This is a genomic window from Aromatoleum anaerobium (assembly GCF_012910705.2).
In the GTDB taxonomy this organism is placed as follows: Bacteria; Pseudomonadota; Gammaproteobacteria; order Burkholderiales; family Rhodocyclaceae; genus Aromatoleum; species Aromatoleum anaerobium.
The window spans coordinates 637,958-661,525 of the sequence record NZ_WTVG02000039.1 but is presented as its reverse complement, the minus strand read 5'-3'; the positions used below and the strand labels follow the sequence as shown (position 1 = coordinate 661,525).

The window sequence follows — 23,568 nt, the reverse complement described above, 5'->3', positions numbered from 1 at the left end:
ATGAAAAATCTCGTATTCGACAACCGTTTCGTCCACGAACTGCCCGGTGATCCGAACCCGTCGCCGGACGTGCGCCAGGTCCACGGCGCCTGCTACTCGCGCGTGATGCCGACGCCGGTCAGCGCGCCGCACCTGATCGCATGGTCGCCCGAAGTCGCGGCGTTGCTCGGCTTCGACGAGTCGGACGTGCGCTCGCCCGAATTCGCCGCGGTCTTTGCCGGCAACGCGCTGATGCCCGGAATGGAGCCGTATGCCGCCTGTTATGGCGGTCACCAGTTCGGCAACTGGGCGGGCCAGCTCGGCGACGGCCGCGCGATCACGCTCGGTGAAACGGTCACTACCCGGGGCGACGGACGCACCCGGCGCTGGGAGCTGCAACTCAAGGGTGCCGGCCCCACGCCGTACTCGCGCCACGCCGACGGCCGCGCGGTGCTGCGCTCGTCGATCCGCGAATTCCTCTGCAGCGAAGCGATGCACCACCTGGGCGTGCCGACGACGCGCGCGCTGTGCCTCGTCGGCACCGGTGAAAAAGTCGTCCGGGACATGTTCTATGACGGCCGGCCGAAAGCCGAGCCGGGAGCGGTCGTGTGCCGCGTCGCGCCGTCCTTCATCCGCTTCGGCAATTTCGAGATCTTCACGTCGCGTGGCGATGAGGCGCTGCTGACGCGCCTCGTCGATTTCACGATCGCGCGTGATTTTCCCGAGCTTGGGGGCGAACCGGCAACGCGCCGGGCCGAGTGGTTCCGCACGGTGTGCGAACGCACGGCGCGAATGATCGCCCAGTGGATGCGCGTCGGTTTCGTGCACGGGGTGATGAACACCGACAACATGTCGATCCTCGGCCTGACGATCGATTACGGCCCATACGGCTGGATCGACAATTTCGATCCGGGCTGGACACCGAACACGACCGATGCCGGCGGCCGGCGCTACCGCTTCGGCAGCCAGCCGCACATCGCGCACTGGAACCTGCTGCAGCTCGCGAATGCGCTGTATCCCGTGTTCGGCGCCGCCGAACCGCTGCACGACGGACTGGACCTTTACGCCCGGGTCTTCGACGAAGAAAACCGCCGCATGCTGGCCGCAAAACTCGGCTTCGAGGCGTTCGGCGACGAGGACGCGGCGCTCGTCGAGACGCTGCACGCCCTGCTGACGCGGGCCGAAGTCGACATGACGATCTTCTTCCGCGGCCTCGCGTCGCTCGACCTCGAGACGCCCTCGATCGATCCGGTGCGCGACGCGTTCTATTCGGCCGAAAAAGCCGCTGCGGCCGAGCCCGAGATGAACGACTGGCTTGCTGCGTACGCGAAGCGGGCGAAGCACGACCGGACGCCTGTCGATCGGCGCCGCGCGCGGATGAACGCCGCCAATCCGCGCTTCGTGCTGCGAAACTACCTCGCGCAGGAAGCGATCGATGCCGCCGAACAGGGGGACTATGCGCTGATTTCCGAGCTGCTCGACGTCATGCGCCACCCGTACGACGAGCAGCCGGGTCGCGAGCGCTTCGCCGCCAGGCGGCCGGACTGGGCACGCAATCGTGCCGGCTGTTCGATGCTGTCGTGCAGCTCATGAGGGCGCGGGCCGGGTTCCGGCTCGGCGGCGGGGCTGTCGTCGACGAAGGCGGGGGTGAGGTAGTCTGCGAAACGCGCGCGACGTTCAGGTCTTGACGCGCATCAGGCGCGCCTTGTCGCGCTCCCAGTCGCGTTCCTTCTCGGATTCGCGCTTGTCGTATTGCTTCTTGCCTTTCGCCAGCCCGATCGTCGCCTTGATGCGACCTTTCGCGTAGTGCAGGTCGAGCGGCACGAGCGTGAAGCCGGCGCGCTCGACCTTGCCGATCAGTTTCGCGATCTCCTTCGCGTGCATCAGCAGCTTGCGTGTGCGCACCGGGTCTGTCTTGACGTGAGTCGAGGCGCTTTGCAGCGCACTGATGTGCATGCCGAGGATGAACAGCTCCTCGCCGCGCAGGATCACGTACGCTTCCTTGATGTTCGCGCGCCCGGCCCGGATCGCCTTGACTTCCCACCCTTCCAGGACGAGCCCGGCCTCGTACTTCTCTTCGATGAAGTAGTCATGGAAGGCCTTGCGGTTGTCGATGATGCTCATGGGTTTGTCGTGGGTCCTTGGCGTGTGCTTCAGGCCGGCGCCGGCCGCGCGGCTTGCGGTAGAATCGCGGATTTTAGCAGTTCGGCGCCAAGGCCGTCCCTATCCCCAATGGCTGACGTCAAGAAGCTGGTCCTGGTCGAGTTCACCCCCGCGCAGATGTTCGAACTCGTCGATCGCTGCGAGGATTACCCGCAATTCCTGCCGTGGTGTGGCGGCACGGAGGTGCATGCGCGCACCGAAAAAGTCACCGTCGCGACGCTGCATATCAACTATCACGGGCTCAAGGCGCATTTCAGCACGCAGAACGAAAAGCTCGCGCCGGTGAAAATGCTGATCCGGCTCAGGGACGGTCCGTTCAAGCATCTCGACGGCAACTGGCATTTCACGCCGCTGGGCGAGAGCGCCTGCAAGGTCGAGTTCAACCTGCACTACGAATTCTCGAACCGGCTGCTGGAAAAGGCGCTCGGGCCGGTGTTCAATCACATCGCGAACACCTTTGTCGATTCGTTCGTGAAACGGGCGCACCAAGTCTATCCAAAGAGCTGAGCATGGCCGATCTGATCACTGTCGAAGTCACCTATGCGTTACCGCAGGTGCAGGAATTACTGAAAGTGCGCGTGCCGGAAGGGGCGACCGTACGCGATGCGATCGAGGCGTCGGGGATTCTTGCCAAGCATCCGGAAATCGACCTCGACGGGCCGAACAAGGTGGGCGTCTATGCCAAGCTGACCCGGCTCGACACCCCGTTGCGCGACCGCGACCGCGTCGAAATCTACCGTCCGCTGATCGCCGACCCGAAGGCAGTGCGCAAGAAGCGCGCCGAGGAAGGCAAGGTCATGAAAAAAGGTGGCGGGCCGGCAGGCGAGGAGTAACGCCGCGGCCCTCGGGCGTTACCTGCAGGCGGATTCGACGAACTTCTGCGTCCGGGTGATCTCGTCGGCGCGGCCTTTGTCGCCGAGCACTTCGCGTTCGCCGTCGCGATTGAAGCGCGCGAGGCGCTGGCCGGATTCCAGCGCGACGAGCTGGTTGCGCGCCTGCTCGCAATCGCGCTGTCGCTCGGCCGACTGCTGGCGTTCCTGCTCGGCCTTCGCGGCGGCTTCGGCCGCTTCGGCGCGGCGCTGCCGGAAAGCGAGATCCCGCTCCGCGAGCGTCTCCGGCTTTGCCGCTTCTGCGCTGCCGGCCGCTGCGGTGCCGGTCGCCACATCCTTGCCCGGCTGAACCGCCGGTGCCACGGCCGGGCGCAGCCTCGTCGCGTTCTCGCCGGCCGGCGGCGTGTCGGAATAATGCACGCGGCCCTGGGCATCCCGCCACTGGTAGATTTCGGCCCCGGCAGGCAGCGCGACGAGCAGGCTGATGACAAAGAGGTTGATGCGGCGCATCGGTCGGACTCCTTGGAAGCGCTGCTTACAACGCGCGAGCGCGATCTGTATAATACGGATTTGGCCGAAAGGAAAGAAGCCATGCGAGTGATTCAGAAGGCGCTGACGTTCGACGACGTCCTTCTCGTACCCGCCCACTCGACCGTTCTGCCGCGCGATGTCAGTCTCAAGGCGCAACTGACGCGGAACATCCGGGTCAACATTCCCCTCGTTTCAGCCGCCATGGATACCGTGACCGAATCCCGCCTCGCGATCGCGCTGGCGCAGGAAGGCGGCATCGGCATCCTGCACAAGAATCTCGCGGTCAAGCAGCAGGCCGCGATGGTCGCGAAGGTGAAGCGTTTCGAATCCGGTGTGCTGAAGGACCCGATCACGATTCCGCCGACGATGAGCGTGCGCGATGTGATGGCGCTGACCCGCCTGCACAAGTTCTCCGGCCTGCCGGTCGTCGAAGGCAGGCGTGTCGTCGGCATCGTGACGAACCGCGATGTGCGTTTCGAAACCAATCTCGACCAACCGGTGTCGGCGATCATGACGCCGTTCGAGCGCCTCGTCACCGTCAAGGAGGGCGATAGCCTCGAGGAAGCGCGCCGCCTGATGCACAAGCACCGCCTCGAACGCGTGCTGGTGCTCAACGACGCGGCCGAGCTGCGCGGGCTCATCACCGTCAAGGACATGATGAAGTCGACCGAGCATCCGCTGGCGGCGAAAGACGACCTCGGTCGGCTGCGCGTCGGCGCGGCGCTGGGCGTCGGAGCGGGCACCGAGGAGCGCGCCGAAGCGCTTGTCGAGGCCGGCGTCGATGTCGTCGTCGTCGACACCGCGCACGGTCACTCGCAGGGCGTGCTCGATCGCGTCCGCTGGGTCAAGAAGAACTTCCCGCATGTCGAAGTGATCGGCGGCAACATCGCGACCGCCGCGGCAGCGAAGGCGCTCGTCGATTGCGGCGCCGACGCGGTCAAGGTCGGCATCGGTCCCGGCTCGATCTGCACGACGCGCATCGTCGCCGGCGTTGGCGTGCCGCAGGTCACGGCGATCGACAACGTCGCGACGGCGCTCGCCGGCACCGGCGTTCCGCTGATCGCCGACGGCGGTATCCGCTATTCGGGCGATATCTCGAAGGCGATCGCCGCCGGGGCCAACGTCGTGATGCTGGGCGGGCTCTTCGCCGGCACTGAAGAGGCGCCCGGCGAGACGGTGCTGTACCAGGGCCGTTCATACAAGTCGTACCGCGGCATGGGTTCGCTCGGCGCGATGCAGCAGGGCGCGGCCGACCGCTATTTCCAGGAATCCGACGGCAACGCCGACAAGCTCGTGCCCGAAGGCATCGAAGGCCGCGTGCCGTACAAGGGCCCGGTCACCGCGGTGATTCACCAGCTGATCGGCGGGCTGCGCGCGTCGATGGGCTACCTCGGCTGCGACAGCATCGCCGCGATGCACGAGCGGGCGCAATTCGTCGAGATCACCTCCGCCGGCGTTCGCGAATCGCATGTGCACGACGTGCAGATCACGAAGGAAGCGCCGAACTACCACGTCGATTGATTCGGCTCAGACGTTCACGGGGCGGCTGCGGCCGCCCTTCTCATTTCCGGTCCCGTCATGGCACACCAAAAAATCCTCATCCTCGATTTCGGTTCCCAGGTCACCCAGCTCATCGCGCGGCGCGTGCGCGAGCAGCAGGTGTATTGCGAGATTCATCCGTTCGATGTCTCCGATGACTTCGTCCGCGAGTTCGCGCCGGCCGGCGTGATCCTCTCGGGCGGCCCGAACTCGGTCTATGAAGCAGTCGGCTGGCACGCGCCGCAATCGGTTTTCGAGCTGGGCGTGCCGGTGCTCGGCATCTGCTACGGCATGCAGACGATGGCGCAGCAACTCGGCGGCACCGTCGAAAGCTCGGGCAAGCGCGAGTTCGGCTACGCTGAAATCCGTGCCCGCGGCCATTCCGAGCTCTTCCGCGGCATCGAGGACCGCACCAACGACGAAGGCCATGGCCTGCTCGACGTGTGGATGAGTCACGGCGACAAGGTCACGGCGCTGCCGCCGGGCTTCAAGGTCATCGCCAGCAACGAATCCTGCCCGGTCGCCGGCATGGCCGACGAGGTGCGCAAGTTCTACGCGGTGCAGTTCCACCCGGAAGTCACGCACACGATCAAGGGCAAGGAGATGATCGCCCGATTCGTGCACGAGATCTGCGGCTGCGGGCACGACTGGAACATGCCCGATTACGCGAACGAGGCGATCGAGAAAGTGCGCGCGCAGGTCGGCCAGGAAGAGGTCATCCTCGGCCTGTCCGGCGGCGTCGATTCTTCCGTCGTCGCGGCGCTGCTGCATCGGGCGATTGGCGAGCAACTGACCTGCGTGTTCGTCGACAACGGCCTGCTGCGGCTCAACGAGGCCGAACAGGTGATGCTGACCTTCGCGCGCAACCTCGGCGTCAAAGTCATCCATGTCGATGCCACCGAGCAGTTCATGGGGCATCTGAAAGGCGTGACGGACCCCGAAGCGAAGCGCAAGATCATCGGCCGCGAGTTCGTCGAGGTGTTCCAGACCGAGGCGCAGAAGCTGCGAGCCAACGGAGCTGAGGCGAAATGGCTCGCGCAGGGCACGATCTATCCGGACGTGATCGAATCCGCCGGCTCGAAAACCGGCAAGGCGCACACGATCAAGAGCCACCACAACGTCGGCGGCCTGCCCGAGACGCTGAACCTGAAGCTGCTCGAACCGCTGCGCGAACTCTTCAAGGACGAAGTCCGCGAACTCGGCATCGCGCTCGGCCTGCCGCACGAGATGGTGTATCGCCATCCGTTCCCCGGTCCCGGCCTCGGCGTGCGCATCCTCGGCGAAGTGAAGCACGAATTCGCCGACCTGCTGCGCCGCGCCGATGCGATCTTCATCGACGAGCTGCGCGCCGCCGACTGGTACGACAAGACCAGCCAGGCGTTCGCGGTGTTCCTGCCGGTCAAGAGCGTCGGCGTCATGGGCGACGGCCGCACTTATGAATACGTCGTCGCGCTACGCGCGGTGCAGACACAGGATTTCATGACGGCGCACTGGGCCGAGCTGCCGCACAGCCTGCTCGGCAAGGTCAGCAATCGAATCATCAACGAGGTGCGCGGCATCAACCGCGTCGTGTACGACATCTCGGGCAAGCCGCCGGCGACAATCGAGTGGGAATAAAATATCATCCTTTCAAGTCGTCTCACGCCGTCCGGATTTTCTGCAATTTACCCGCTATAACAACCAGTTAGCGTCTCATGGCGTCTCACGCCGTCCTAGTAAAGCCCGACTAAAGTGTCGGTATTGCTGACGGTATCGAGATCTGGTCCTTGAACGACCCAAGTTGATACCGTCAACTGCGTTGACGGTATCGGTTGACGGTATCAGAGTTTGTGAATCTTTCGTTCGCAGGACCGATTAGACGCGCGAGCGGGGTTAACGCCGTTTTGCTGGGCGCGATAGGGTTTTTGCATCGTTTGTGCTGCTATCGACGGTTCATTTGACGTTTTTCCCCATTTTTCGCCCCTTAAACCCCGATTCCGGGAACTGCGGACGCACCTGTCCCTACCCCGAGCAATTCCGGTGCGAGGCTGACCATGCGCATCAGGTTGTGCGCCAAAGCAAAGATCAGCATCACACACTTGACCTTCGCCAGACCCCGCACCCGGAACTGCTGCAGGCCGCGGTTGCGGCTGTGCGCATTGACGCATTCGGCCGTTGCCGCTCGCCGCTTGTAAATGACCTTGGCCTCGTCCGTGCCCATCCGCTGCCGCCAGGCCGCCACCGCTTCGCTGTCGCCGGCCTTCGCCTGGTGCGGATCGACCGCCTTGTCCTTGGGTTGCGGCACCGGCCCATAAACGACGGTGCTCCGGCTCGCCTGCTCGATCTGCTCGTGCCCGACGTAGCCGCCATCGACCAGCCAAGCCTCCGGGGCCTGACCACAGCGCGCGGTGACCTGCTCGATCATCGGCACCATCTGCCCTTGGTCGCTGCCGACGGTGGCCACCTCGACCCCCACGATCACCAGCGAGTCGGCGTCGCTCGCCAGCTGCGGGTTGTACGCCGGCCGAAAGCCGCCGTCGCCCATCTTCATCACCGTCGCTTCGGCATCGGTCATCGACGCGCGCGCCTGGTCGGGGTTTTTGCCTTGCCGCTGCTTGATCGCTTCGATCTCGGGCAGCCGCGCCAGCGCTTTCTCAAGACGCGCTTCACGCTCTTTCGCCGCCCGTAGCCGGGCCGCTTCCCGCGCCCGTTCGGCCTGCGCCGGGTCCGCCTCCACCTCGGCTTTGAGCCGCGCCACGGCCGCGCGCGCCGCCTCCAGGTAGCCTTCGAGCTTCTCCTTGCGGCGAAACGAGCCCGCCCCGGCGCTGGCGCGCACCCGCATCCCGTCCTGCGCCACCTGTTTGAGCTTGACCACCCCGGCCGCCATCAGGCTGGCGATGCTCACACTCAACAACTCGTCCAGCCCTTCGCCCTGATCCTTGCGAAAGTCCGAAAGGGTGTGGTGATTGACCTGAACCCCGCCGCACAACCAGCGGTAGGCGTCATGCGATTCGAGCAGCCGTGACACCGCCCGCGCGCTGCCCACCCCGTCGAGCGTGGCGTACAACCACAGCGCCAGCAAAATCTCCGGCGCGATTGCCGAGCGGCCCACCCCGCCATCGACCGCACGAATCCCGGCGTAGAACCGTGACAGGTCCTGCCGCTCGACGTACGCCCACACCAGGCGCGCCCGATGCCCCTCCGGCAGCAGTGACTCCAGGTCACTTGCCCGAAACTCCATCTGCCCCCGGTTGGGCAGCAGCACCCGTGCTCGCATCTTCGTCATCGGCGCAAATCCAGACCTCGTAGCAAGACCTAATTATAACAACGGCATATAACTGGCCGGGGATTTTTCACAGCCTCTCAGTTTACGGAGGATCAGATGCTCACTAGGATGAAACCCAGTCTTTTAAACGGGCACGACGCTCGCGGCATAACCGATCTGTTGAAGCCTTCGGATCAGTCGGTTGGCGGTCTTGTGAGCATCGGCACGATCGAAGTGTGCGGCGCCCAGGTCCTGCCATTCGGTGCCGTCTCGCAGCATGTGCCAGGCGGCGGTGAGCATCGAGGCGGCCACGCCGATGATGGCCTTCTTGGCACCGCGGCGAGCGCGCAGGCGATGGAACTGCGCCTGCAGGTAGCTGCCCTTGACCTTGATGGCGGCCCAGGCCGCTTGTACCAGCGTGGTCTTGAGCCAGTTGGCACCGCGACGCAACCGGGTGCTGCGGCGTTTGCCGGCGCTCTCGTCGTTACGCGGGCACAGGCAGGCCCAGGACAGCAAATGGCCGGGCGTGGCGAAGCGCGACATGTCGATGCCGATTTCGGCCACCACCACGTGGGCGCTGACCGCGCTCAAACCCGGCATCGTGCTCAGCAGCGCGGCCGCCTGTCGAAAGGGTTCGAGCCCCTGGCCGACCTCCTTCTCGATGGCGGCAATGGCGTGATCGAGCGCATCGATGTGCGTGAGGTGCAGCTTGAGCATGAAGCGGTGGTGCGGGCTGACGTGGCCGCGCAGGGCTTCGAGCAGCTCGGTGCGAGTCGCCTTCACGCGCGTGCTCACGCACGCGAGCAGGTGGTGGGGATCGTCCTGCCCCGCGATGCTGGCCTGCAGCACCGCGCGCCCGCTCTGGCCCAGGATGTCGCTGAGCACGACGCCGAGTTTGAGATTGGCGTCTTCGAGCACTTTCTCGATGCGCTGGATGTGCGCACTGCGCTCGCGCACGAACTGTTTGCGGGTGCGGGTGAGCGAACGCAGTTCCTGCACCGCCACGGGCGGCACGAAGCTCGCGCGGATCAGGCCATGGGCCAGCAGGTCGGCCAGCCACGTCGCGTCATTGACGTCGGTCTTGCGCCCGGGCACGTTCTTGACGTGTGCCGCGTTGGCCAGTACCAGCTCGAAGTGGCCTTCGAGCACGTGCCACACCGGCTTCCAGTACACCCCGGTGGCCTCCATCGCGACCTGCTCGACGCCAAAGCTCTCGAGCCAGTCGGCCAGGGCCAGCAGCCCCGAGGTGGTCGTGACGAACGTGCGCACTTGCTGCAACGGCGGGCCGTCGCCAGCGATACGGGCGCAGGCCACCACTGTTTGTTTGTGCACGTCGAGTCCCGCGCAGCGCGGATAGATGACTTCCATGATCGCCTCCATGTCGCGGCGACATCGGCGTGCGGCCCACGTCATCGAACTCTAGGATGCGTGCTCCGGGGCGCGAAGCCCCGGGCGACAGTACGGGGTGCTCGTGTGGCCGCGGGTCCAACTGACATACGGGTTCAAGACACCAAGGATGAACCGACCTCTGTGCCGGACGCCGCCCCACTATTTAACGCCCGTTTCATGCGTCGTGGGACGCGTGCAGCGCGGTGGAGCAACTGACATGCAATTAAGGGCGTTGAAGCCCACTGGGAAGATTTACAAGGTTGTTGACCAGCAGGGGCTCTATGCCGCTGTTACGCGGACTGGGGTTGTCAGTTTTCGGTTTGACTACCGGGTGAATGGACGCCGCGAGACCCTGGTGATAGGCAAGTACGACCCGACGGTCGGCGCCAAGAAGCCGCGCGAACTGGACGAGTTGGACTATGGCATGTCCGTGTCTCTGGCAGAGGCGCGCCTATTGATGACACGGGCGCACCGATCCGTCGAGCAGGGCGAGAGCCCCTCACGTTCCAAGGTTGAGAAGCGGACCGAAGCTGCTGACGCGCTCACGTTTGGTAGTTGGGCAGAAAAGTACTTCGCGGAGGCTGATCTGGCCGAGTCCACAAAGGCCATGCGTAAGTCGGTCTATGATCGCAACCTGGCAGATGAGTTTGGCCGTCTGAAACTGGAAGAAATTACCCCGGTTCGTCTGATGGCCAGATGCGAGAAGATCAAAGAGCGTGGCGCGGCAGCGCCGGCCGTCCACGCTCGCGAGATCGTGTTGCAGGTATTTCGCTTCATTCAGGCTCGCGGATTGAAGATCGATAATCCCGCCGCGTCGATTCGACCCAGTGCCATTGCCACATTCAAAGCTCGCGACAGAGCGCTGACGCCAGCCGAGATTCATACCTTTTTCAACGCGCTTGAGCACACAGCGACGATGTCCACGTTGCGCCTAGTGTTTAATTGCGTAAGTTAACAATAGTATTACGAAGCTGTGACCCGCGAACCTCTCGTTTGCGCCAGACGAATGGCGCTGCGTTTTCGTTGTAGGCGGCAGTGAAGGCATGGATGGCCTCAATGAGTTGCTCGACGCTTCGGAAGCTCGCGTTGTTCAGCGTCTTTCGCTGGAAGATGCCGAACCAGATTTCGACTTGGTTGAGCCAGCTCGCACTGGTAGGCGTGAAGTGAAAGGTGACGTTCGGATGTGCGGCGAGCCAGTCCTCGTTCTTCTTGTGGGTGTTCAAGTTGTCCAGGATGACGTGGATCTGCCGGTCGACGGGCTGGTCGGCAACGACCTCGTCCATGAAGGCCTGGAAGTCGGCGCGCTTTTTAGTCTGCGTCGTCTTGCCTCGGATGACGCCGGTGGCGACCTCCAATGCGGCGAACAAATTGACGGTGCCGTGCCGCTTGTAGGTGCTCTTCATTCCCTGGACGACCTTGCCACTGCTGGTCTGCACGTAGCCGCGCGCCCGCTCGAGGGCTTGAATCGAGGGCTTCTCGTCGACGCTGATCACCAGGGCGTTCTCGGGCGGGTTCAAGTACAGCCCGATTATGTCGGCCGCTTTGGCGGCAAACTCCGGGTCCGTGCTGACGCACCACGAACGGTGGCGCTGCAACTGGATGCCTTCCTTGCGCAGGATGCGCCACACCGCGTGATCGGACACGCTCAGCGCCTTGGCCAGCGAGCCCCCATCCCAGCTCGCCATGCCGGCCGGTGGCGGCAATTCGAGCTGTGCCAAGATTCGGTCGCGCAACTCGACACCGTACTTGGCGGGCTTGCCGGGCCGGGGCGCGTCGCGAAGCCCTGCGATACCTTGCTCGGCAAAGCGTCGGCGCCACAGCCCGACCGTATTCGGTCGAACACCGAGCTCGCTGGCAACCTCGTCATTGCGCTTGCCATGCAGGCACGCCAGAACGATGCGCGCACGCTCGACCAGGCGAACCTCGCCGCTCCGACTTCGAGACAGACGCTCAAGCTCCGACATCACTTCTGCCGGACACGACAACTCAACCGCCACTCGCGCCATGAGACCCCCTTGTGTCAAGCGAAGTGGGTATCATAATACTATCTTGTATTAACGCAACTAAACACTAGTGCCGCTGTCATACATGTACTCCGGATCCGCCGATACACCAAAACCGGTTGACGTCGTGTCACGTGAACGTGCCGAAAGGACGTACGTGCCGGGCGCGACGACGTCGGGTTTGAAACGGAGGTCGCGCGTGGGCCCGCGGCTGCTGAAGGCGACCATGCCTTCGGGATTGTTTGCTGTGAGGTCGGAGGCTACCGGGTTGGTCGGGAAGTCAATCGGCCAGCCACTTCCGTACTTCAGCGCGAACGTCGGCCGATCGTTCTCGCTCGCTCCGACGGTGATGCAGTTTTTAGCGGTTCCGGGCGGCGTGATCGAAGTAGGATCAACCACGCCATCGGCGTCGGCGTCAGTGCCCTCGTTTCCGGCAGCGAAGCAGATGATGCAGTCTCGATTCTGCCAGACAAAATCATCCAACTCGTACGCCTGCGAGTCGTAGCGCCCGTCTCCCACAGTGCTCCCCCACGAGTTTGTGTGGACGCGCGCCCCGTCGACCGAGTAGGGGGGCGAGAATAACGCCTGAAGGTTGACCGGGATTCCGCCGAGCCCGCCAGCAGGGTCCAACAATGCCTGAAGCACAAGCTTCGCTCGCGGCGCCGTGCCACGCACGCGCTGGCCGAGCTTCGTTGAGTTACCGTCGGCGAGCACCGAACCAGCGACATGCGTGCCGTGGCCATGCGGGTCGTTGGCCTTCGCCCGACCGAGCGGGTAGAGCTTCAAGACCCGCCCAGTGAATGCCGGGTGTACGGTGGTCGTTAGACCTTTGTCGAAACCGGTGTCAGCGACTGCAACAATCTGCCCGTCGCCCTCAAACTGCAGCGGGCCGGGATTGGTGGAATCGATGCGGAGAATCTTGCGCGCGACGTCGTTGTGGAGTTTGACTGGTACCACGGGTTCAATCGTGCGGACCTCGTCGAGTGCCGCAAGTTCCGGCAGCCGGGACTCCGCGACAACGATACGGGCCTTGTGCCCCATTGGCGGCACATCGGCCGGATCCAGACCCGCGGCCAGCGCCACCTTCACGGTTGCATTAGTGGGATCGACGTCCCGATGAAACACTACGTCAATCGTCTGTGGCATCGTGCTATGGGTTTGGGCGGGACCTGCTGCCGCCTCGGCGAGACTCATCCGGCCCTTGATGGTGGCTTGCGAGAGCGGAGCCGCGATTTTGAATCCTCGCAAATACGGACCAGCCCAAACTACGAAGGGGAGTTGCCGCACGGGCGCGAGGTCCGGTGGATCGTAGCGGCAGATATATGAGCTTTCCGGCACGTATTCCAGCAGAATTGCGCCCGCTTCTTCTAGTACCTCTGCACAGAGGTTATGACTGTTTGGCTGGGTGCGGGTAAGCGCGGGCCAGTTTGCTCCGGGCGCGGTCGGTGGTGAACATCCAGTGGATGCGAGCGCCGATGGCGTTGCGCTGCTGCTCCCAAGCTGCAATTTCGCTGACGAGTCGGTCGCGGTCGCCGATGCGCCGGTCGAGGCACTGGCTGCGCAGCACCCCGATTTCGATCTCGACCATGTTGAGCCAGCTGGCGTGCTTGGGGGTGTAATGGAATTCCAGACGATGCAGCAACCGATGAGCTTCGGGCGCCGGGAAGGCTTCATAGAGCGCGCCGGGCGTATGGGTCGACAGGTTGTCGAGGACGACACGGATACGCTCGGCCTGCGGATAGTGGCAGTCGACCAGTTCGCGCATGCATTCGGCGAAGTCGCGCGCGGTGCGCTGCTCGGTTACCTTGACCCGGCGCCAGGACCGGTGCGCGTCGAGGAAGACGAACAGGTTGGCGGTCCCGTTGCGGCGATACTCGTAGTCGTAGCGCTCGAGCTGTCCGGGCATCGCCGGGATGGGCTGGCGCGCCTCGCCGATGAAGCTGGGTGGGACTTCATCGAAGCAGACCACCGGGCGCTCGGGATCGGGGACTTCAGCGTAGAGGTCGAGCACGTCCTCCATCCGGGCAACGTAGTGACTGTCGACCTGCGGGATGCACCACATCTTCTGGCGCCAAGGTTGAGGCTCGTTCTCCGCCGGCAGCAGCGCCGTCTCGCGTCGGCAGGCTCGCGTGCCGGTGACGACGACTCTCCCCGCCAGCGTTGAGCGTCCTCAGCGCGACGCCCCGTTGGCGGCTTGGTGCATGCCGTGGCGACCAGCAGCGCCCCTTCCTTGCCGGTGAGCTGCGCTCCGCCCGGGGCGCGGCTCGTCAGCGGAGCGCCGCTTCGATGCTGCCCAGCACGAAGCGGCGTTTAATGGGCGTCGAGCCTCCGACGTTCGTGGCAATCTCCTCGTCGCCGGCTCCGGCATCGGCCGCCAGCAGGATCTGCGCGCGTTTCACCTTGCGCGCTGCTGCCGCCGCAGCAGCATCCTCAATTCGTCGCGTTCGGCTTGGCTCAATTCGACCCGGTAGCGCATTCATCGCGGCCTCAAAATCTGGAGAGACAGCTCGGCTGGCCAGAACTCCGACGCGGAACTCACCCCTTCGTCACCGCGCTTCACACCGGTGCAAGGGCAGTACCTCGCCTTCATCATGCGTACTCAGGTGCTCGGCGGCGCGGCCGGCCGACTTGCAACGCTGCGCTTCACGCCACCTCGGTGCATCAGATGGTGCTCACGCTCGAGCGCCTGGAACCTCCAGCCGACAGCCTGAGTCGCACGCGGCATCCGACTCCTCGCCCCGCCGAAGCCCTGCCCCTCCTGCGCTCGCCCGACCATCAACCCGTCAAATTCTGTGTGCAGAGGTACTAGAGGGCCTGGATGGTCGCATCGCGGCGCTGCACGCGCAGATGGAAACGCTGGCCGACGAAGACGGCGACGAGGAGACCTTCTATCAGCTCGAAGGCGAAGCCGAAGGCCTGGAGGAACAACGCAAGGCGTTCGACGAAACGCTCAGCGTGTGGCCGGCCGACCTGATGGCCCAGGCCGGCTGCGTCGTTCATGTCGGCCACAACGGCGCCGTCGCGGTGAAGTACGGCCTGATCTGCCCCGAGGATCGCAGCGACATGGTCCAGGCCGCCCGCCAGGCCGCTGAAAACGGTACCGACGAACCTCTGGTGTCGCTGCCGTCGCCCAAGACCCGCCCGGTGCATTCCGAGAAGCTGGTGCGCTGTCTCACCGCCCACCGGGTCGCTGCCGTCCAGGCCGAACTGATCGATCGTCCCGACGTGGCGCTGGCCGCGATCACCGCGCATCTGGCGCAGAAGATTTTCCGGGGCAATGATCTCTACTATTGCCGCTCGGAGAACGTCTTCGCCATCAGCGCGACCGACAGCCAATCCGAGTTGCGCTCCGCCGCCGAGGACATGGTGGCCAGTGCCGTCTGGGCGAAGCTTCAGGCCGAGCGCACTGCCTGGGCCGAGCGGCTGCCGGAGAACCTGGAGGACATCTTCCCGTGGCTGCTCGCCCAGGAGCAGGCGACGGTGCTGCGCCTGCTGACCTTCGTCGTTGCGGTCACCGTCACCGGCATCTACGGCACCGAGCCCGAGCGGCAAAGCAACGATGCGCTGGCGCGGGCCTTGGGGTTGGACATGAGCCAATGGTGGACGGCCACGGGGGCTTCCTACTTCAACCACGTCTCCAAGGCACATGTCCTCGAGGTCGTCACCGAGGCCGTCGATGCCAATGCCGCCAGCCCGCTGGCCGCGCTCAAGAAGGGATGCCGTGGTGACGGGGGCGGAACAAACGGGGCGGAACAAACAGGGGGCGGAACAAACGGGGCGGAACAAACAGGGCGGAACAAACGGGGGCGGAACAGACGGTGGCGGGAACCGGCTGGGTGCCGGCGGTGTTACAGATTCAGGCTCTACCGACAGCACGCGAGTGCTCAGAATCTTTGCATGGCGAAGAAGAGGAACCGGCGTTGGCCGAGTAAGCCTGCAATGCAATACCGTTGAACCGATGCGGGGAAAAACGAAGCGCTGGCGCGTTGCGCGGCACTCGCCCGCCTCGGTGGGTGTCAGCAAGGAGGGCATCCAGGCTTGGGAGGTGGGGGCGGATGGGTAGTCCAAAGCCCAGCCAGCTTGAGTTACCTGGATTTGTGCCAAAAGAGTGCATATAATGTGCGTAAGAGCTGCAGTACAGTAAATGCTTGCCGGAGAGACGCCATGCCAATGACCACTGCCTATGCCCCTGCCTTGACCCACGGCTTCGAAGGCTTCCTGGATTTCCTGCGTGACCAGGAAGCCGGGCCGGCAGTGCTGTCGCCGAAGCGGTTCAGCGATGTGTTGAGCATTGACCTCCAGACACTTGCCGGGCAGGCCCATGTTCACCGCAACACCTTGAGCCGGGCGCCCGCCTCGGAGAGCGTGCAGCGCTTCATGCGCGAGGCCCTGCGCGTGCTGCGTGCCGCCAACGACCTGACCGGCGATGTCGGCCGGGCCATCTTCTGGTATCGCAACGAACCCCTGCCGCCGTTCAATTACAAGACGGCTGAGCAACTGGTGTCGGAAGGGCGGGCCGAGGATGTGCTGCGCTACGTGGAGTCCCTCGAAGCGGGCGCGGCGGGATGAAGCTGATCCGGCTGGCTGGCGTCACCGCCTATCGCCTGCATGTGCCGAAGTGGGCGGTTGCGCCGACGAGCGGCGCCGGGGCGGCCAAACACGGCGGGCGAGCCAACCGGCCGGGAGTCGAGGCGCTCTATCTGGCCCTCGACACCGAAACGGCGGTGCGGGAATACCAGCAGGTGTCGAGCCTGCTCCCGCCGGGAACCCTGACCAGTTATCAGCTGACGGTCGAGCCGGCGGCGGACTTCACCGCCGGCTACGATGCCTCGGTGTGGCCACCGATCTGGGAGGACTTCTACTGCGACTGGCGAGCGTTGTGGTTCAACCAGCGTATCGAGCCGCCGAGTTGGATCGTCGGGGACACGGTGATCGCGGCGGGCGGCAAAGGGATTCTTTTCCCCTCGCAGGCGAGGGTGGGCGGCACCAATCTGGTCCTGTTCGTCAATGCGCTGACGGCGACGGATTCGCTCCAGGTCTACGATCCCGGCCAGTCCTTGCCGCAAAACCAGGACTCCTGGGCAAGGTAATCGTCAGGCATCGCTTTGCACGCCGGTAGAACGCTTGTCCGACGCCCGTGGCGGCACGACCGAACCCGCCCGCGGCAGGATGCCTCGGGGGGACCGGTGGCCACAGAGCGAGTCAATGCGGACTTGGGCCAGAAACGACACGGCCATGCATGCCTTGAACGAACCGGACCGCTTTCCCGGGGCGCCATGGGGCGTTCGGGCGAGAGGAGGAAGCGATGGAGACGGGCAGACGCCGCCAGGCCTGGCAGTCGCGGCTGGCCTGTCGAATAATTTTACAAATCATGTAGTACCTCTGCACACAGAATTTGACAGGTTGATGGTCGGGCGAGCGCAGGAGGGGCAGGGCTTCGGGCGGGGCGAGGAGTCGGATGCTGCGTGCGACTCCAGGCTGTCGGCTGAGGAGTCCCAGGCGCTCGAGCGTGAGCACCATCTGATGCACCGAGGGTGGCGTGATGTGGAAGTAGCGTTGCAAGTCGGCTTCGGCCGGCGGCCGGCCGAGCACCTGAGTGTACGCATAGATGAAGGCGAGGTACTGCCCTTGCACCGGTGTGAAGCGCGGTGACGAAGGGGTGAGTTCCGCGTCGGAGTTCTGGCTCATTTGTTGTCTCTCCAGATTTTGGAGGGGCCGCGATGAATGTACGCTACCGGGTCGAATTGAGCCAAGCCGAACGCGACGAATTGAGGATGCTGCTGGGCGGCGGCAAGGCAGCGGTGCGCAAGGTGAAACGCGCGCAGATCCTGCTGGCGGCCGATGCCGGAGCCGGCGACGAGGAGATTGCCACGAACGTCGGAGTGGGCAGCTCGACGGTCTATCGGACCAAACGCCGCTTCGTGCTGGGCAGCATCGAAGCGGCGCTCAGCGACGAGCCGCGCCCCGGGGCGGAGCGCAAGCTCACCGGCAAGGAAGAGGCGCTGCTGGTCGCCACGGCATGCACCAAGCCGCCAACGGGGCGGTCGCGCTGGACGCTCGAATTGCTGGCGGGGGAGATAGTCAAGCTCACCGAGCACGCGAGCCTGTCACGCGAGACGGTGCGCCGCCGCCTGGCGGAGAACGAGCTCAAGCCTTGGCGCCAGAAGATGTGGTGCATCCCGCAGGTCGACGGTCACTACGTTGCCCGGATGGAGGACGTGCTCGACCTCTACGCTGAAGTCCCCGATCCCGAGCGCCCGGTGGTCTGCTTCGATGAAAGTCCCACCCAGCTCATCGGCGAGGCGCGCCAGCCCATCCCGGCGATGCCCGGACAGCTCGAGCGCTACGACTACGAGTATCGCCGCAACGGGACCGCCAACCTGTTCGTCTTCCTCGACGCGCACCGGTCCTGGCGCCGGGTCAAGGTAACCGAGCAGCGCACCGCGCGCGACTTCGCCGAATGCATGCGCGAACTGGTCGACTGCCACTATCCGCAGGCCGAGCGTATCCGTGTCGTCCTCGACAACCTGTCGACCCATACGCCCGGCGCGCTCTATGAAGCCTTCCCGGCGCCCGAAGCTCATCGGTTGCTGCATCGTCTGGAATTCCATTACACCCCCAAGCACGCCAGCTGGCTCAACATGGTCGAGATCGAAATCGGGGTGCTGCGCAGCCAGTGCCTCGACCGGCGCATCGGCGACCGCGACCGACTCGTCAGCGAAATTGCAGCTTGGGAGCAGCAGCGCAACGCCATCGGCGCTCGCATCCACTGGATGTTCACCACCGACCGCGCCCGGAGCAAACTGGCCCGCGCTTACCCGCACCCAGCCAAACAGTCATAACCTCTGTGCAGAGGTAGTAGTAACGTCAGGCCATTCTGCGGCAAGCCATTGATTTTGCGTGCGTGGCATGCGGTTTGCTGCGAAGCACTTGCGGGGGCATCGGCAAGTCTCGGCCAGGAATGTACGGTCCGAAAAGCTCGTCCATCATTGACGTCTACGACTATCTAAGGAGGGCTGAGGATGTACAAGAAGCTACTTGTTTCGGCACTACGCGTTCGGTGTGAGCGGTGACAGGTTCCAAGCCGCCCTCGACCAGTTGCGCGCGGCCGGCGTCAAGCTGGGCGCGATCGAAGACACCGGCATCGCGTACTCCATCTTCAAGAACGACCCGGACGGCCATCAGGTCGATCTGACCACCTATCACGGCAAGGCGGGAGCCACACCAAAGTAGAGGCGGCTGATTGCCGTGCACCGCTGTTCCTTTGACCAGTGACAAGAACGGAGAGGGCGGTGATCGACTTGGACAAGATTGCGTTCTGCAAGATCTTTCCTCCCCTGGGTATCGCAAGGGTGGGCGATAGCGTCGAGCCGGAGGGCTACTTCTTTGCGCCGGAAACCCCCGACGGCAAGCCGCGCCCTGCCAGTGGTGGATCGGCGGATGCCGAGTTCAAGTACCGCGATGGCAAAGGCGCCATTCGAAGGCAGGCGGCTCTATTTCACATCTACGCCTTCGACGCCGATGGCAAGCCCCTGGGTGAACTGCTCTCAAAGCAGGCGCAGATCAGGTGGACGGTCGCGCTTGCGAACAAGAAGGCAGCCTGGTTCGAGTTTGATGGCGCCCAGAGCGCGCGAAGCGCATTCGAAGGGCTCGAAAACCCGGTCAACATTAGTGGCGACCCCCTGGTCTGGCGCAACGTTGACGTGGGGGAGCTCTGCCGCGAAGCGAAGGGTCCTCACGGGCACCGCTTCGTTGCCGACAAAGTCCGCAAAGAGCAGTTGGAGATCATCGCACCCGAGCGCAGCGTCAGCGGCGCGAGCCTGCGTCACAAGACCGGGGAAAGAGAGCTCCAGTTCGTCGGTAAGTTCCAGCGCCACCATGACGTCTACCTGGGCGAGATCGCCACCGACAAAGAGGGCAGACTCATCGTCTTGGGTGGCCACGGCGTTTCGGCGCCCGTGGACGCGCAGGGCAAGCTGATGGATGACCCCACCTACGCCTGGATAACGCACTACGCCAACAACAACAACTGGTTCGATGACACCGCCGACGGTCCCGTCAAGGCGGAAGTGGCCTTGGTGGATGCAGACGGCAAGCCCACGAAAAGGATCGAGGTTGTCGGCGGCAGCTGGGTCGTGGTGGCGCCGCCTGATTTTGCCCCGGACAGCACAAACGTCGTGACGCTCTACGACGTGATGGAAGAAGTTGCGCACGATCTCCCCGCACTCTGCAACTCCACCACACCACCGGTTCACACAGTGGCGGACTTGGACCTGCATCGCGATATCTGGCCGATCATCGAGCGCAGCGCGGGGTATCGGTGGGTCAGCAAGCTGGGCCTTCGTGGCCACGGTCAGGGCCGGCCCGGCGATGGGCTCAACGGGAACAGCACGAATTTCGACGGGTTCAAGAAGGCGATGAAAGCGCGGGATGGTGCGCTGCGCGAGCAGCTGACCAATGCGCTGCGGCCCCCGGTATACACACGCGGCCGGCGTTGTACCGCCCGATCCAGAGATGGAAAAGGCCGTCGATGCAGCAACGACTTTTTTCATGCCCCCGCTTTCCGGTGACGAAGGCACGAGGGTGTCCGGACAAGTCCATTCTTGGCTGTCATTGACCTATCTTCAGTACGCGAGGATGAAGGCATGGCTCCAGAAGGACAAAGGCTGGGGGCAGAGCCAAACGGCCAAGGTTGAGCCGCACTTGCTCGAGGACGGTTCGATCCATCCATCTGTGCTCACGAGGGCGCTCCTGGACCGAGCCTGCGGCGGCGCCTTCTTCCCCGGGATCGAAGTCACCGCCATCGTGAGGGACCCGAAGCTATACGCCGAGGCGTTCCGGTTTGATCACAACGTCCTTGAACCGGGCGACGTGACGAAGTACATGGCATGTCCATGGCAAGCGGACTTCTACGAGTGCAAGGATGCATGGTGGCCAGCGCAGCGCCCTGATGACGTGGTCCACGAGGACAGCTTCAAGAAAATCTTCGACGAGTTCGATGAAGACGCGTTGGCGGGTACGTTCGAGCGCGCCCTTGGCGAGAGGCAGCCCTGGGCGAGAGGTGTCGGAGACGCGGTGCCGCGAGCGAGTGGTACCTTCCTCATGGAGCAAGTCCTGCCGGAGATCAAGAAGGGCGAGACTTTCGGGGAATATGCTGAACGCCTGGCCAACACCTGGTTGGGATTCCTGGCGGGTGCAGCTAGTGTTTAATTGCGTAAGTTAACAATAGTATTACGAAGCTGTGACCCGCGAACCTCTCGTTTGCGCCAGACGAATGGCGCTGCGTTTTCGTTGTAGGCGGCAGTGAAGGCATGGATGGCCTCAATGAGTTGCTCGACGCTTCGGAAGCTCGCGTTGTTCAGCGTCTTTCGCTGGAAGATGCCGAACCAGATTTCGACTTGGTTGAGCCAGCTCGCACTGGTAGGCGTGAAGTGAAAGGTGACGTTCGGATGTGCGGCGAGCCAGTCCTCGTTCTTCTTGTGGGTGTTCAAGTTGTCCAGGATGACGTGGATCTGCCGGTCGACGGGCTGGTCGGCAACGACCTCGTCCATGAAGGCCTGGAAGTCGGCGCGCTTTTTAGTCTGCGTCGTCTTGCCTCGGATGACGCCGGTGGCGACCTCCAATGCGGCGAACAAATTGACGGTGCCGTGCCGCTTGTAGGTGCTCTTCATTCCCTGGACGACCTTGCCACTGCTGGTCTGCACGTAGCCGCGCGCCCGCTCGAGGGCTTGAATCGAGGGCTTCTCGTCGACGCTGATCACCAGGGCGTTCTCGGGCGGGTTCAAGTACAGCCCGATTATGTCGGCCGCTTTGGCGGCAAACTCCGGGTCCGTGCTGACGCACCACGAACGGTGGCGCTGCAACTGGATGCCTTCCTTGCGCAGGATGCGCCACACCGCGTGATCGGACACGCTCAGCGCCTTGGCCAGCGAGCCCCCATCCCAGCTCGCCATGCCGGCCGGTGGCGGCAATTCGAGCTGTGCCAAGATTCGGTCGCGCAACTCGACACCGTACTTGGCGGGCTTGCCGGGCCGGGGCGCGTCGCGAAGCCCTGCGATACCTTGCTCGGCAAAGCGTCGGCGCCACAGCCCGACCGTATTCGGTCGAACACCGAGCTCGCTGGCAACCTCGTCATTGCGCTTGCCATGCAGGCACGCCAGAACGATGCGCGCACGCTCGACCAGGCGAACCTCGCCGCTCCGACTTCGAGACAGACGCTCAAGCTCCGACATCACTTCTGCCGGACACGACAACTCAACCGCCACTCGCGCCATGAGACCCCCTTGTGTCAAGCGAAGTGGGTATCATAATACTATCTTGTATTAACGCAACTAAACACTAGTACCTCTGCACAGAGGTTATGACTGTTTGGCTGGGTGCGGGTAAGCGCGGGCCAGTTTGCTCCGGGCGCGGTCGGTGGTGAACATCCAGTGGATGCGAGCGCCGATGGCGTTGCGCTGCTGCTCCCAAGCTGCAATTTCGCTGACGAGTCGGTCGCGGTCGCCGATGCGCCGGTCGAGGCACTGGCTGCGCAGCACCCCGATTTCGATCTCGACCATGTTGAGCCAGCTGGCGTGCTTGGGGGTGTAATGGAATTCCAGACGATGCAGCAACCGATGAGCTTCGGGCGCCGGGAAGGCTTCATAGAGCGCGCCGGGCGTATGGGTCGACAGGTTGTCGAGGACGACACGGATACGCTCGGCCTGCGGATAGTGGCAGTCGACCAGTTCGCGCATGCATTCGGCGAAGTCGCGCGCGGTGCGCTGCTCGGTTACCTTGACCCGGCGCCAGGACCGGTGCGCGTCGAGGAAGACGAACAGGTTGGCGGTCCCGTTGCGGCGATACTCGTAGTCGTAGCGCTCGAGCTGTCCGGGCATCGCCGGGATGGGCTGGCGCGCCTCGCCGATGAGCTGGGTGGGACTTTCATCGAAGCAGACCACCGGGCGCTCGGGATCGGGGACTTCAGCGTAGAGGTCGAGCACGTCCTCCATCCGGGCAACGTAGTGACCGTCGACCTGCGGGATGCACCACATCTTCTGGCGCCAAGGCTTGAGCTCGTTCTCCGCCAGGCGGCGGCGCACCGTCTCGCGTGACAGGCTCGCGTGCTCGGTGAGCTTGACTATCTCCCCCGCCAGCAATTCGAGCGTCCAGCGCGACCGCCCCGTTGGCGGCTTGGTGCATGCCGTGGCGACCAGCAGCGCCTCTTCCTTGCCGGTGAGCTTGCGCTCCGCCCCGGGGCGCGGCTCGTCGCTGAGCGCCGCTTCGATGCTGCCCAGCACGAAGCGGCGTTTGGTCCGATAGACCGTCGAGCTGCCCACTCCGACGTTCGTGGCAATCTCCTCGTCGCCGGCTCCGGCATCGGCCGCCAGCAGGATCTGCGCGCGTTTCACCTTGCGCACCGCTGCCTTGCCGCCGCCCAGCAGCATCCTCAATTCGTCGCGTTCGGCTTGGCTCAATTCGACCCGGTAGCGTACATTCATCGCGGCCCCTCCAAAATCTGGAGAGACAACAAATGAGCCAGAACTCCGACGCGGAACTCACCCCTTCGTCACCGCGCTTCACACCGGTGCAAGGGCAGTACCTCGCCTTCATCTATGCGTACACTCAGGTGCTCGGCCGGCCGCCGGCCGAAGCCGACTTGCAACGCTACTTCCACATCACGCCACCCTCGGTGCATCAGATGGTGCTCACGCTCGAGCGCCTGGGACTCCTCAGCCGACAGCCTGGAGTCGCACGCAGCATCCGACTCCTCGCCCCGCCCGAAGCCCTGCCCCTCCTGCGCTCGCCCGACCATCAACCTGTCAAATTCTGTGTGCAGAGGTACTAGTCGGCAGGCCGGCGCCAGTCCTTGGAGACAGCGTTACCTGCTTCAGGAGGGCTGCGACCGCTA

23 protein-coding genes and 1 pseudogene are annotated in these 23,568 nt (G+C 64.1%); 14 read left to right on the top strand and 10 right to left on the bottom strand.

What is annotated here, in order from left to right:
- Positions 1–1,572, top strand: coding sequence for a protein adenylyltransferase SelO (locus tag GO606_RS15335; RefSeq protein ID WP_169118315.1), 1,572 nt, complete (start codon positions 1–3; stop codon positions 1,570–1,572).
- A gap of 84 nt (positions 1,573–1,656) precedes the next feature.
- Here GO606_RS15335 and smpB read toward each other — a convergent pair whose 3' ends face one another.
- The gene (smpB, locus tag GO606_RS15330) at positions 1,657–2,136 is read right to left on the bottom strand and encodes an SsrA-binding protein SmpB (protein ID WP_281503927.1); all 480 of its coding nucleotides are present in this window, start codon (positions 2,134–2,136) and stop codon (positions 1,657–1,659) included.
- 75 nt (positions 2,137–2,211) lie between these two features.
- On the opposite strand from smpB, the gene GO606_RS15325 reads away from it, so the two are divergent.
- Both GO606_RS15325 and GO606_RS15320 read left to right on the top strand, forming a co-directional pair.
- The gene (locus GO606_RS15325) at positions 2,212–2,649 is read left to right on the top strand and encodes a type II toxin-antitoxin system RatA family toxin (protein WP_011239574.1); all 438 of its coding nucleotides are present in this window, start codon (positions 2,212–2,214) and stop codon (positions 2,647–2,649) included.
- A 2-nt stretch (positions 2,650–2,651) separates the two neighbouring features.
- The gene (locus tag GO606_RS15320; RefSeq protein ID WP_169118314.1) at positions 2,652–2,975 is read left to right on the top strand and encodes an RnfH family protein; all 324 of its coding nucleotides are present in this window, start codon (positions 2,652–2,654) and stop codon (positions 2,973–2,975) included.
- Positions 2,976–2,993: 18 nt separating this feature from the next.
- Here GO606_RS15320 and GO606_RS15315 read toward each other — a convergent pair whose 3' ends face one another.
- A complete protein-coding gene (locus tag GO606_RS15315) occupies positions 2,994–3,482 on the bottom strand; it encodes a DUF4124 domain-containing protein (RefSeq protein WP_169118313.1) in 489 nt (162 codons plus the stop codon).
- 81 nt (positions 3,483–3,563) lie between these two features.
- Here GO606_RS15315 and guaB point away from each other — a divergent pair, with 81 nt between their 5' ends.
- Both guaB and guaA read left to right on the top strand, forming a co-directional pair.
- A complete protein-coding gene (guaB, locus tag GO606_RS15310) occupies positions 3,564–5,024 on the top strand; it encodes an IMP dehydrogenase (protein WP_169118312.1) in 1,461 nt (486 codons plus the stop codon).
- A 57-nt stretch (positions 5,025–5,081) separates the two neighbouring features.
- Positions 5,082–6,659 carry a glutamine-hydrolyzing GMP synthase gene (gene guaA, locus GO606_RS15305; protein WP_169118311.1) on the top strand — a complete coding sequence of 526 codons (1,578 nt, stop codon included), beginning with the start codon at positions 5,082–5,084 and terminating at the stop codon, positions 6,657–6,659.
- Between the two features lie 346 nt (positions 6,660–7,005).
- Here the strand turns inward: guaA and GO606_RS15300 are convergent, their stop codons facing one another.
- Positions 7,006–8,307, bottom strand: coding sequence for an IS1182 family transposase (locus tag GO606_RS15300; protein WP_246979332.1), 1,302 nt, complete (start codon positions 8,305–8,307; stop codon positions 7,006–7,008).
- A 123-nt stretch (positions 8,308–8,430) separates the two neighbouring features.
- Positions 8,431–9,654, bottom strand: a complete 1,224-nt coding sequence (locus tag GO606_RS15295; protein WP_169120845.1) for an IS110-like element ISAzo28 family transposase — start codon at positions 9,652–9,654, stop codon at positions 8,431–8,433.
- Positions 9,655–9,892: 238 nt separating this feature from the next.
- Between GO606_RS15295 and GO606_RS15290 the strand changes: the two genes are divergently transcribed.
- The gene (locus GO606_RS15290; RefSeq protein ID WP_246979629.1) at positions 9,893–10,630 is read left to right on the top strand and encodes a tyrosine-type recombinase/integrase; all 738 of its coding nucleotides are present in this window, start codon (positions 9,893–9,895) and stop codon (positions 10,628–10,630) included.
- On the opposite strand, the gene GO606_RS15285 is transcribed toward GO606_RS15290, so the two are convergent.
- The 3 genes and pseudogenes from GO606_RS15285 to GO606_RS15275 form a co-directional block, all read right to left on the bottom strand.
- On the bottom strand, positions 10,614–11,681 hold the full coding sequence (locus tag GO606_RS15285) for an IS630 family transposase (RefSeq protein ID WP_169200649.1): 1,068 nt from the start codon (positions 11,679–11,681) through the stop codon (positions 10,614–10,616). The two genes, GO606_RS15290 and GO606_RS15285, sit on opposite strands and share 17 nt — an antisense overlap.
- Before the next feature lie 57 nt (positions 11,682–11,738).
- Positions 11,739–12,824, bottom strand: a complete 1,086-nt coding sequence (locus GO606_RS15280) for a S8 family serine peptidase (RefSeq protein ID WP_169120913.1) — start codon at positions 12,822–12,824, stop codon at positions 11,739–11,741.
- Positions 12,825–13,065: 241 nt separating this feature from the next.
- Positions 13,066–14,154 (bottom strand): annotated as a pseudogene (locus tag GO606_RS15275) (IS630 family transposase).
- Between the two features lie 371 nt (positions 14,155–14,525).
- Here GO606_RS15275 and GO606_RS15270 point away from each other — a divergent pair.
- The 3 genes from GO606_RS15270 (at position 14,526) to GO606_RS15260 (ending at position 16,768) form a co-directional block, all read left to right on the top strand.
- The gene (locus tag GO606_RS15270) at positions 14,526–15,632 is read left to right on the top strand and encodes a hypothetical protein (RefSeq protein WP_246979628.1); all 1,107 of its coding nucleotides are present in this window, start codon (positions 14,526–14,528) and stop codon (positions 15,630–15,632) included.
- A gap of 210 nt (positions 15,633–15,842) precedes the next feature.
- Positions 15,843–16,247: an antitoxin Xre/MbcA/ParS toxin-binding domain-containing protein gene (locus GO606_RS15265; protein ID WP_169120903.1), complete on the top strand. Its 405-nt coding sequence runs from the start codon at positions 15,843–15,845 to the stop codon at positions 16,245–16,247.
- Complete coding sequence (locus GO606_RS15260) at positions 16,244–16,768, top strand: RES family NAD+ phosphorylase (RefSeq protein WP_169120905.1); 525 nt, start codon at positions 16,244–16,246, stop codon at positions 16,766–16,768. Before GO606_RS15265 ends, GO606_RS15260 begins: the two co-directional genes overlap by 4 nt.
- 112 nt (positions 16,769–16,880) lie before the next feature.
- Here GO606_RS15260 and GO606_RS15255 read toward each other — a convergent pair whose 3' ends face one another.
- Positions 16,881–17,366: a LexA family protein gene (locus GO606_RS15255; RefSeq protein ID WP_246979627.1), complete on the bottom strand. Its 486-nt coding sequence runs from the start codon at positions 17,364–17,366 to the stop codon at positions 16,881–16,883.
- Positions 17,367–17,398: 32 nt separating this feature from the next.
- Between GO606_RS15255 and GO606_RS15250 the strand changes: the two genes are divergently transcribed.
- From GO606_RS15250 to GO606_RS21960, 4 genes are all read left to right on the top strand, one after another.
- Entirely contained in the window at positions 17,399–18,520 is a 1,122-nt protein-coding gene (locus tag GO606_RS15250) for an IS630-like element ISAzo9 family transposase (protein ID WP_169120929.1), read from the top strand.
- A gap of 220 nt (positions 18,521–18,740) precedes the next feature.
- Complete coding sequence (locus GO606_RS15245; protein WP_169120841.1) at positions 18,741–18,911, top strand: VOC family protein; 171 nt, start codon at positions 18,741–18,743, stop codon at positions 18,909–18,911.
- 59 nt (positions 18,912–18,970) lie between these two features.
- On the top strand, positions 18,971–20,248 hold the full coding sequence (locus tag GO606_RS15240; RefSeq protein WP_169120839.1) for a LodA/GoxA family CTQ-dependent oxidase: 1,278 nt from the start codon (positions 18,971–18,973) through the stop codon (positions 20,246–20,248).
- Positions 20,193–20,888, top strand: a complete 696-nt coding sequence (locus tag GO606_RS21960) for a LodA/GoxA family CTQ-dependent oxidase (RefSeq protein ID WP_169120837.1) — start codon at positions 20,193–20,195, stop codon at positions 20,886–20,888. Before GO606_RS15240 ends, GO606_RS21960 begins: the two co-directional genes overlap by 56 nt.
- On the opposite strand, the gene GO606_RS15230 is transcribed toward GO606_RS21960, so the two are convergent.
- Together GO606_RS15230 and GO606_RS15225 are read right to left on the bottom strand one after the other, a co-directional pair.
- Positions 20,885–21,952, bottom strand: a complete 1,068-nt coding sequence (locus GO606_RS15230) for an IS630 family transposase (protein WP_169200649.1) — start codon at positions 21,950–21,952, stop codon at positions 20,885–20,887. The two genes, GO606_RS21960 and GO606_RS15230, sit on opposite strands and share 4 nt — an antisense overlap.
- Before the next feature lie 84 nt (positions 21,953–22,036).
- The gene (locus GO606_RS15225) at positions 22,037–23,158 is read right to left on the bottom strand and encodes an IS630-like element ISAzo9 family transposase (protein ID WP_169120929.1); all 1,122 of its coding nucleotides are present in this window, start codon (positions 23,156–23,158) and stop codon (positions 22,037–22,039) included.
- A gap of 32 nt (positions 23,159–23,190) precedes the next feature.
- Between GO606_RS15225 and GO606_RS15220 the strand changes: the two genes are divergently transcribed.
- Positions 23,191–23,505: a LexA family protein gene (locus GO606_RS15220; protein WP_246979211.1), complete on the top strand. Its 315-nt coding sequence runs from the start codon at positions 23,191–23,193 to the stop codon at positions 23,503–23,505.
- Positions 23,506–23,568 lie beyond the last annotated feature (63 nt).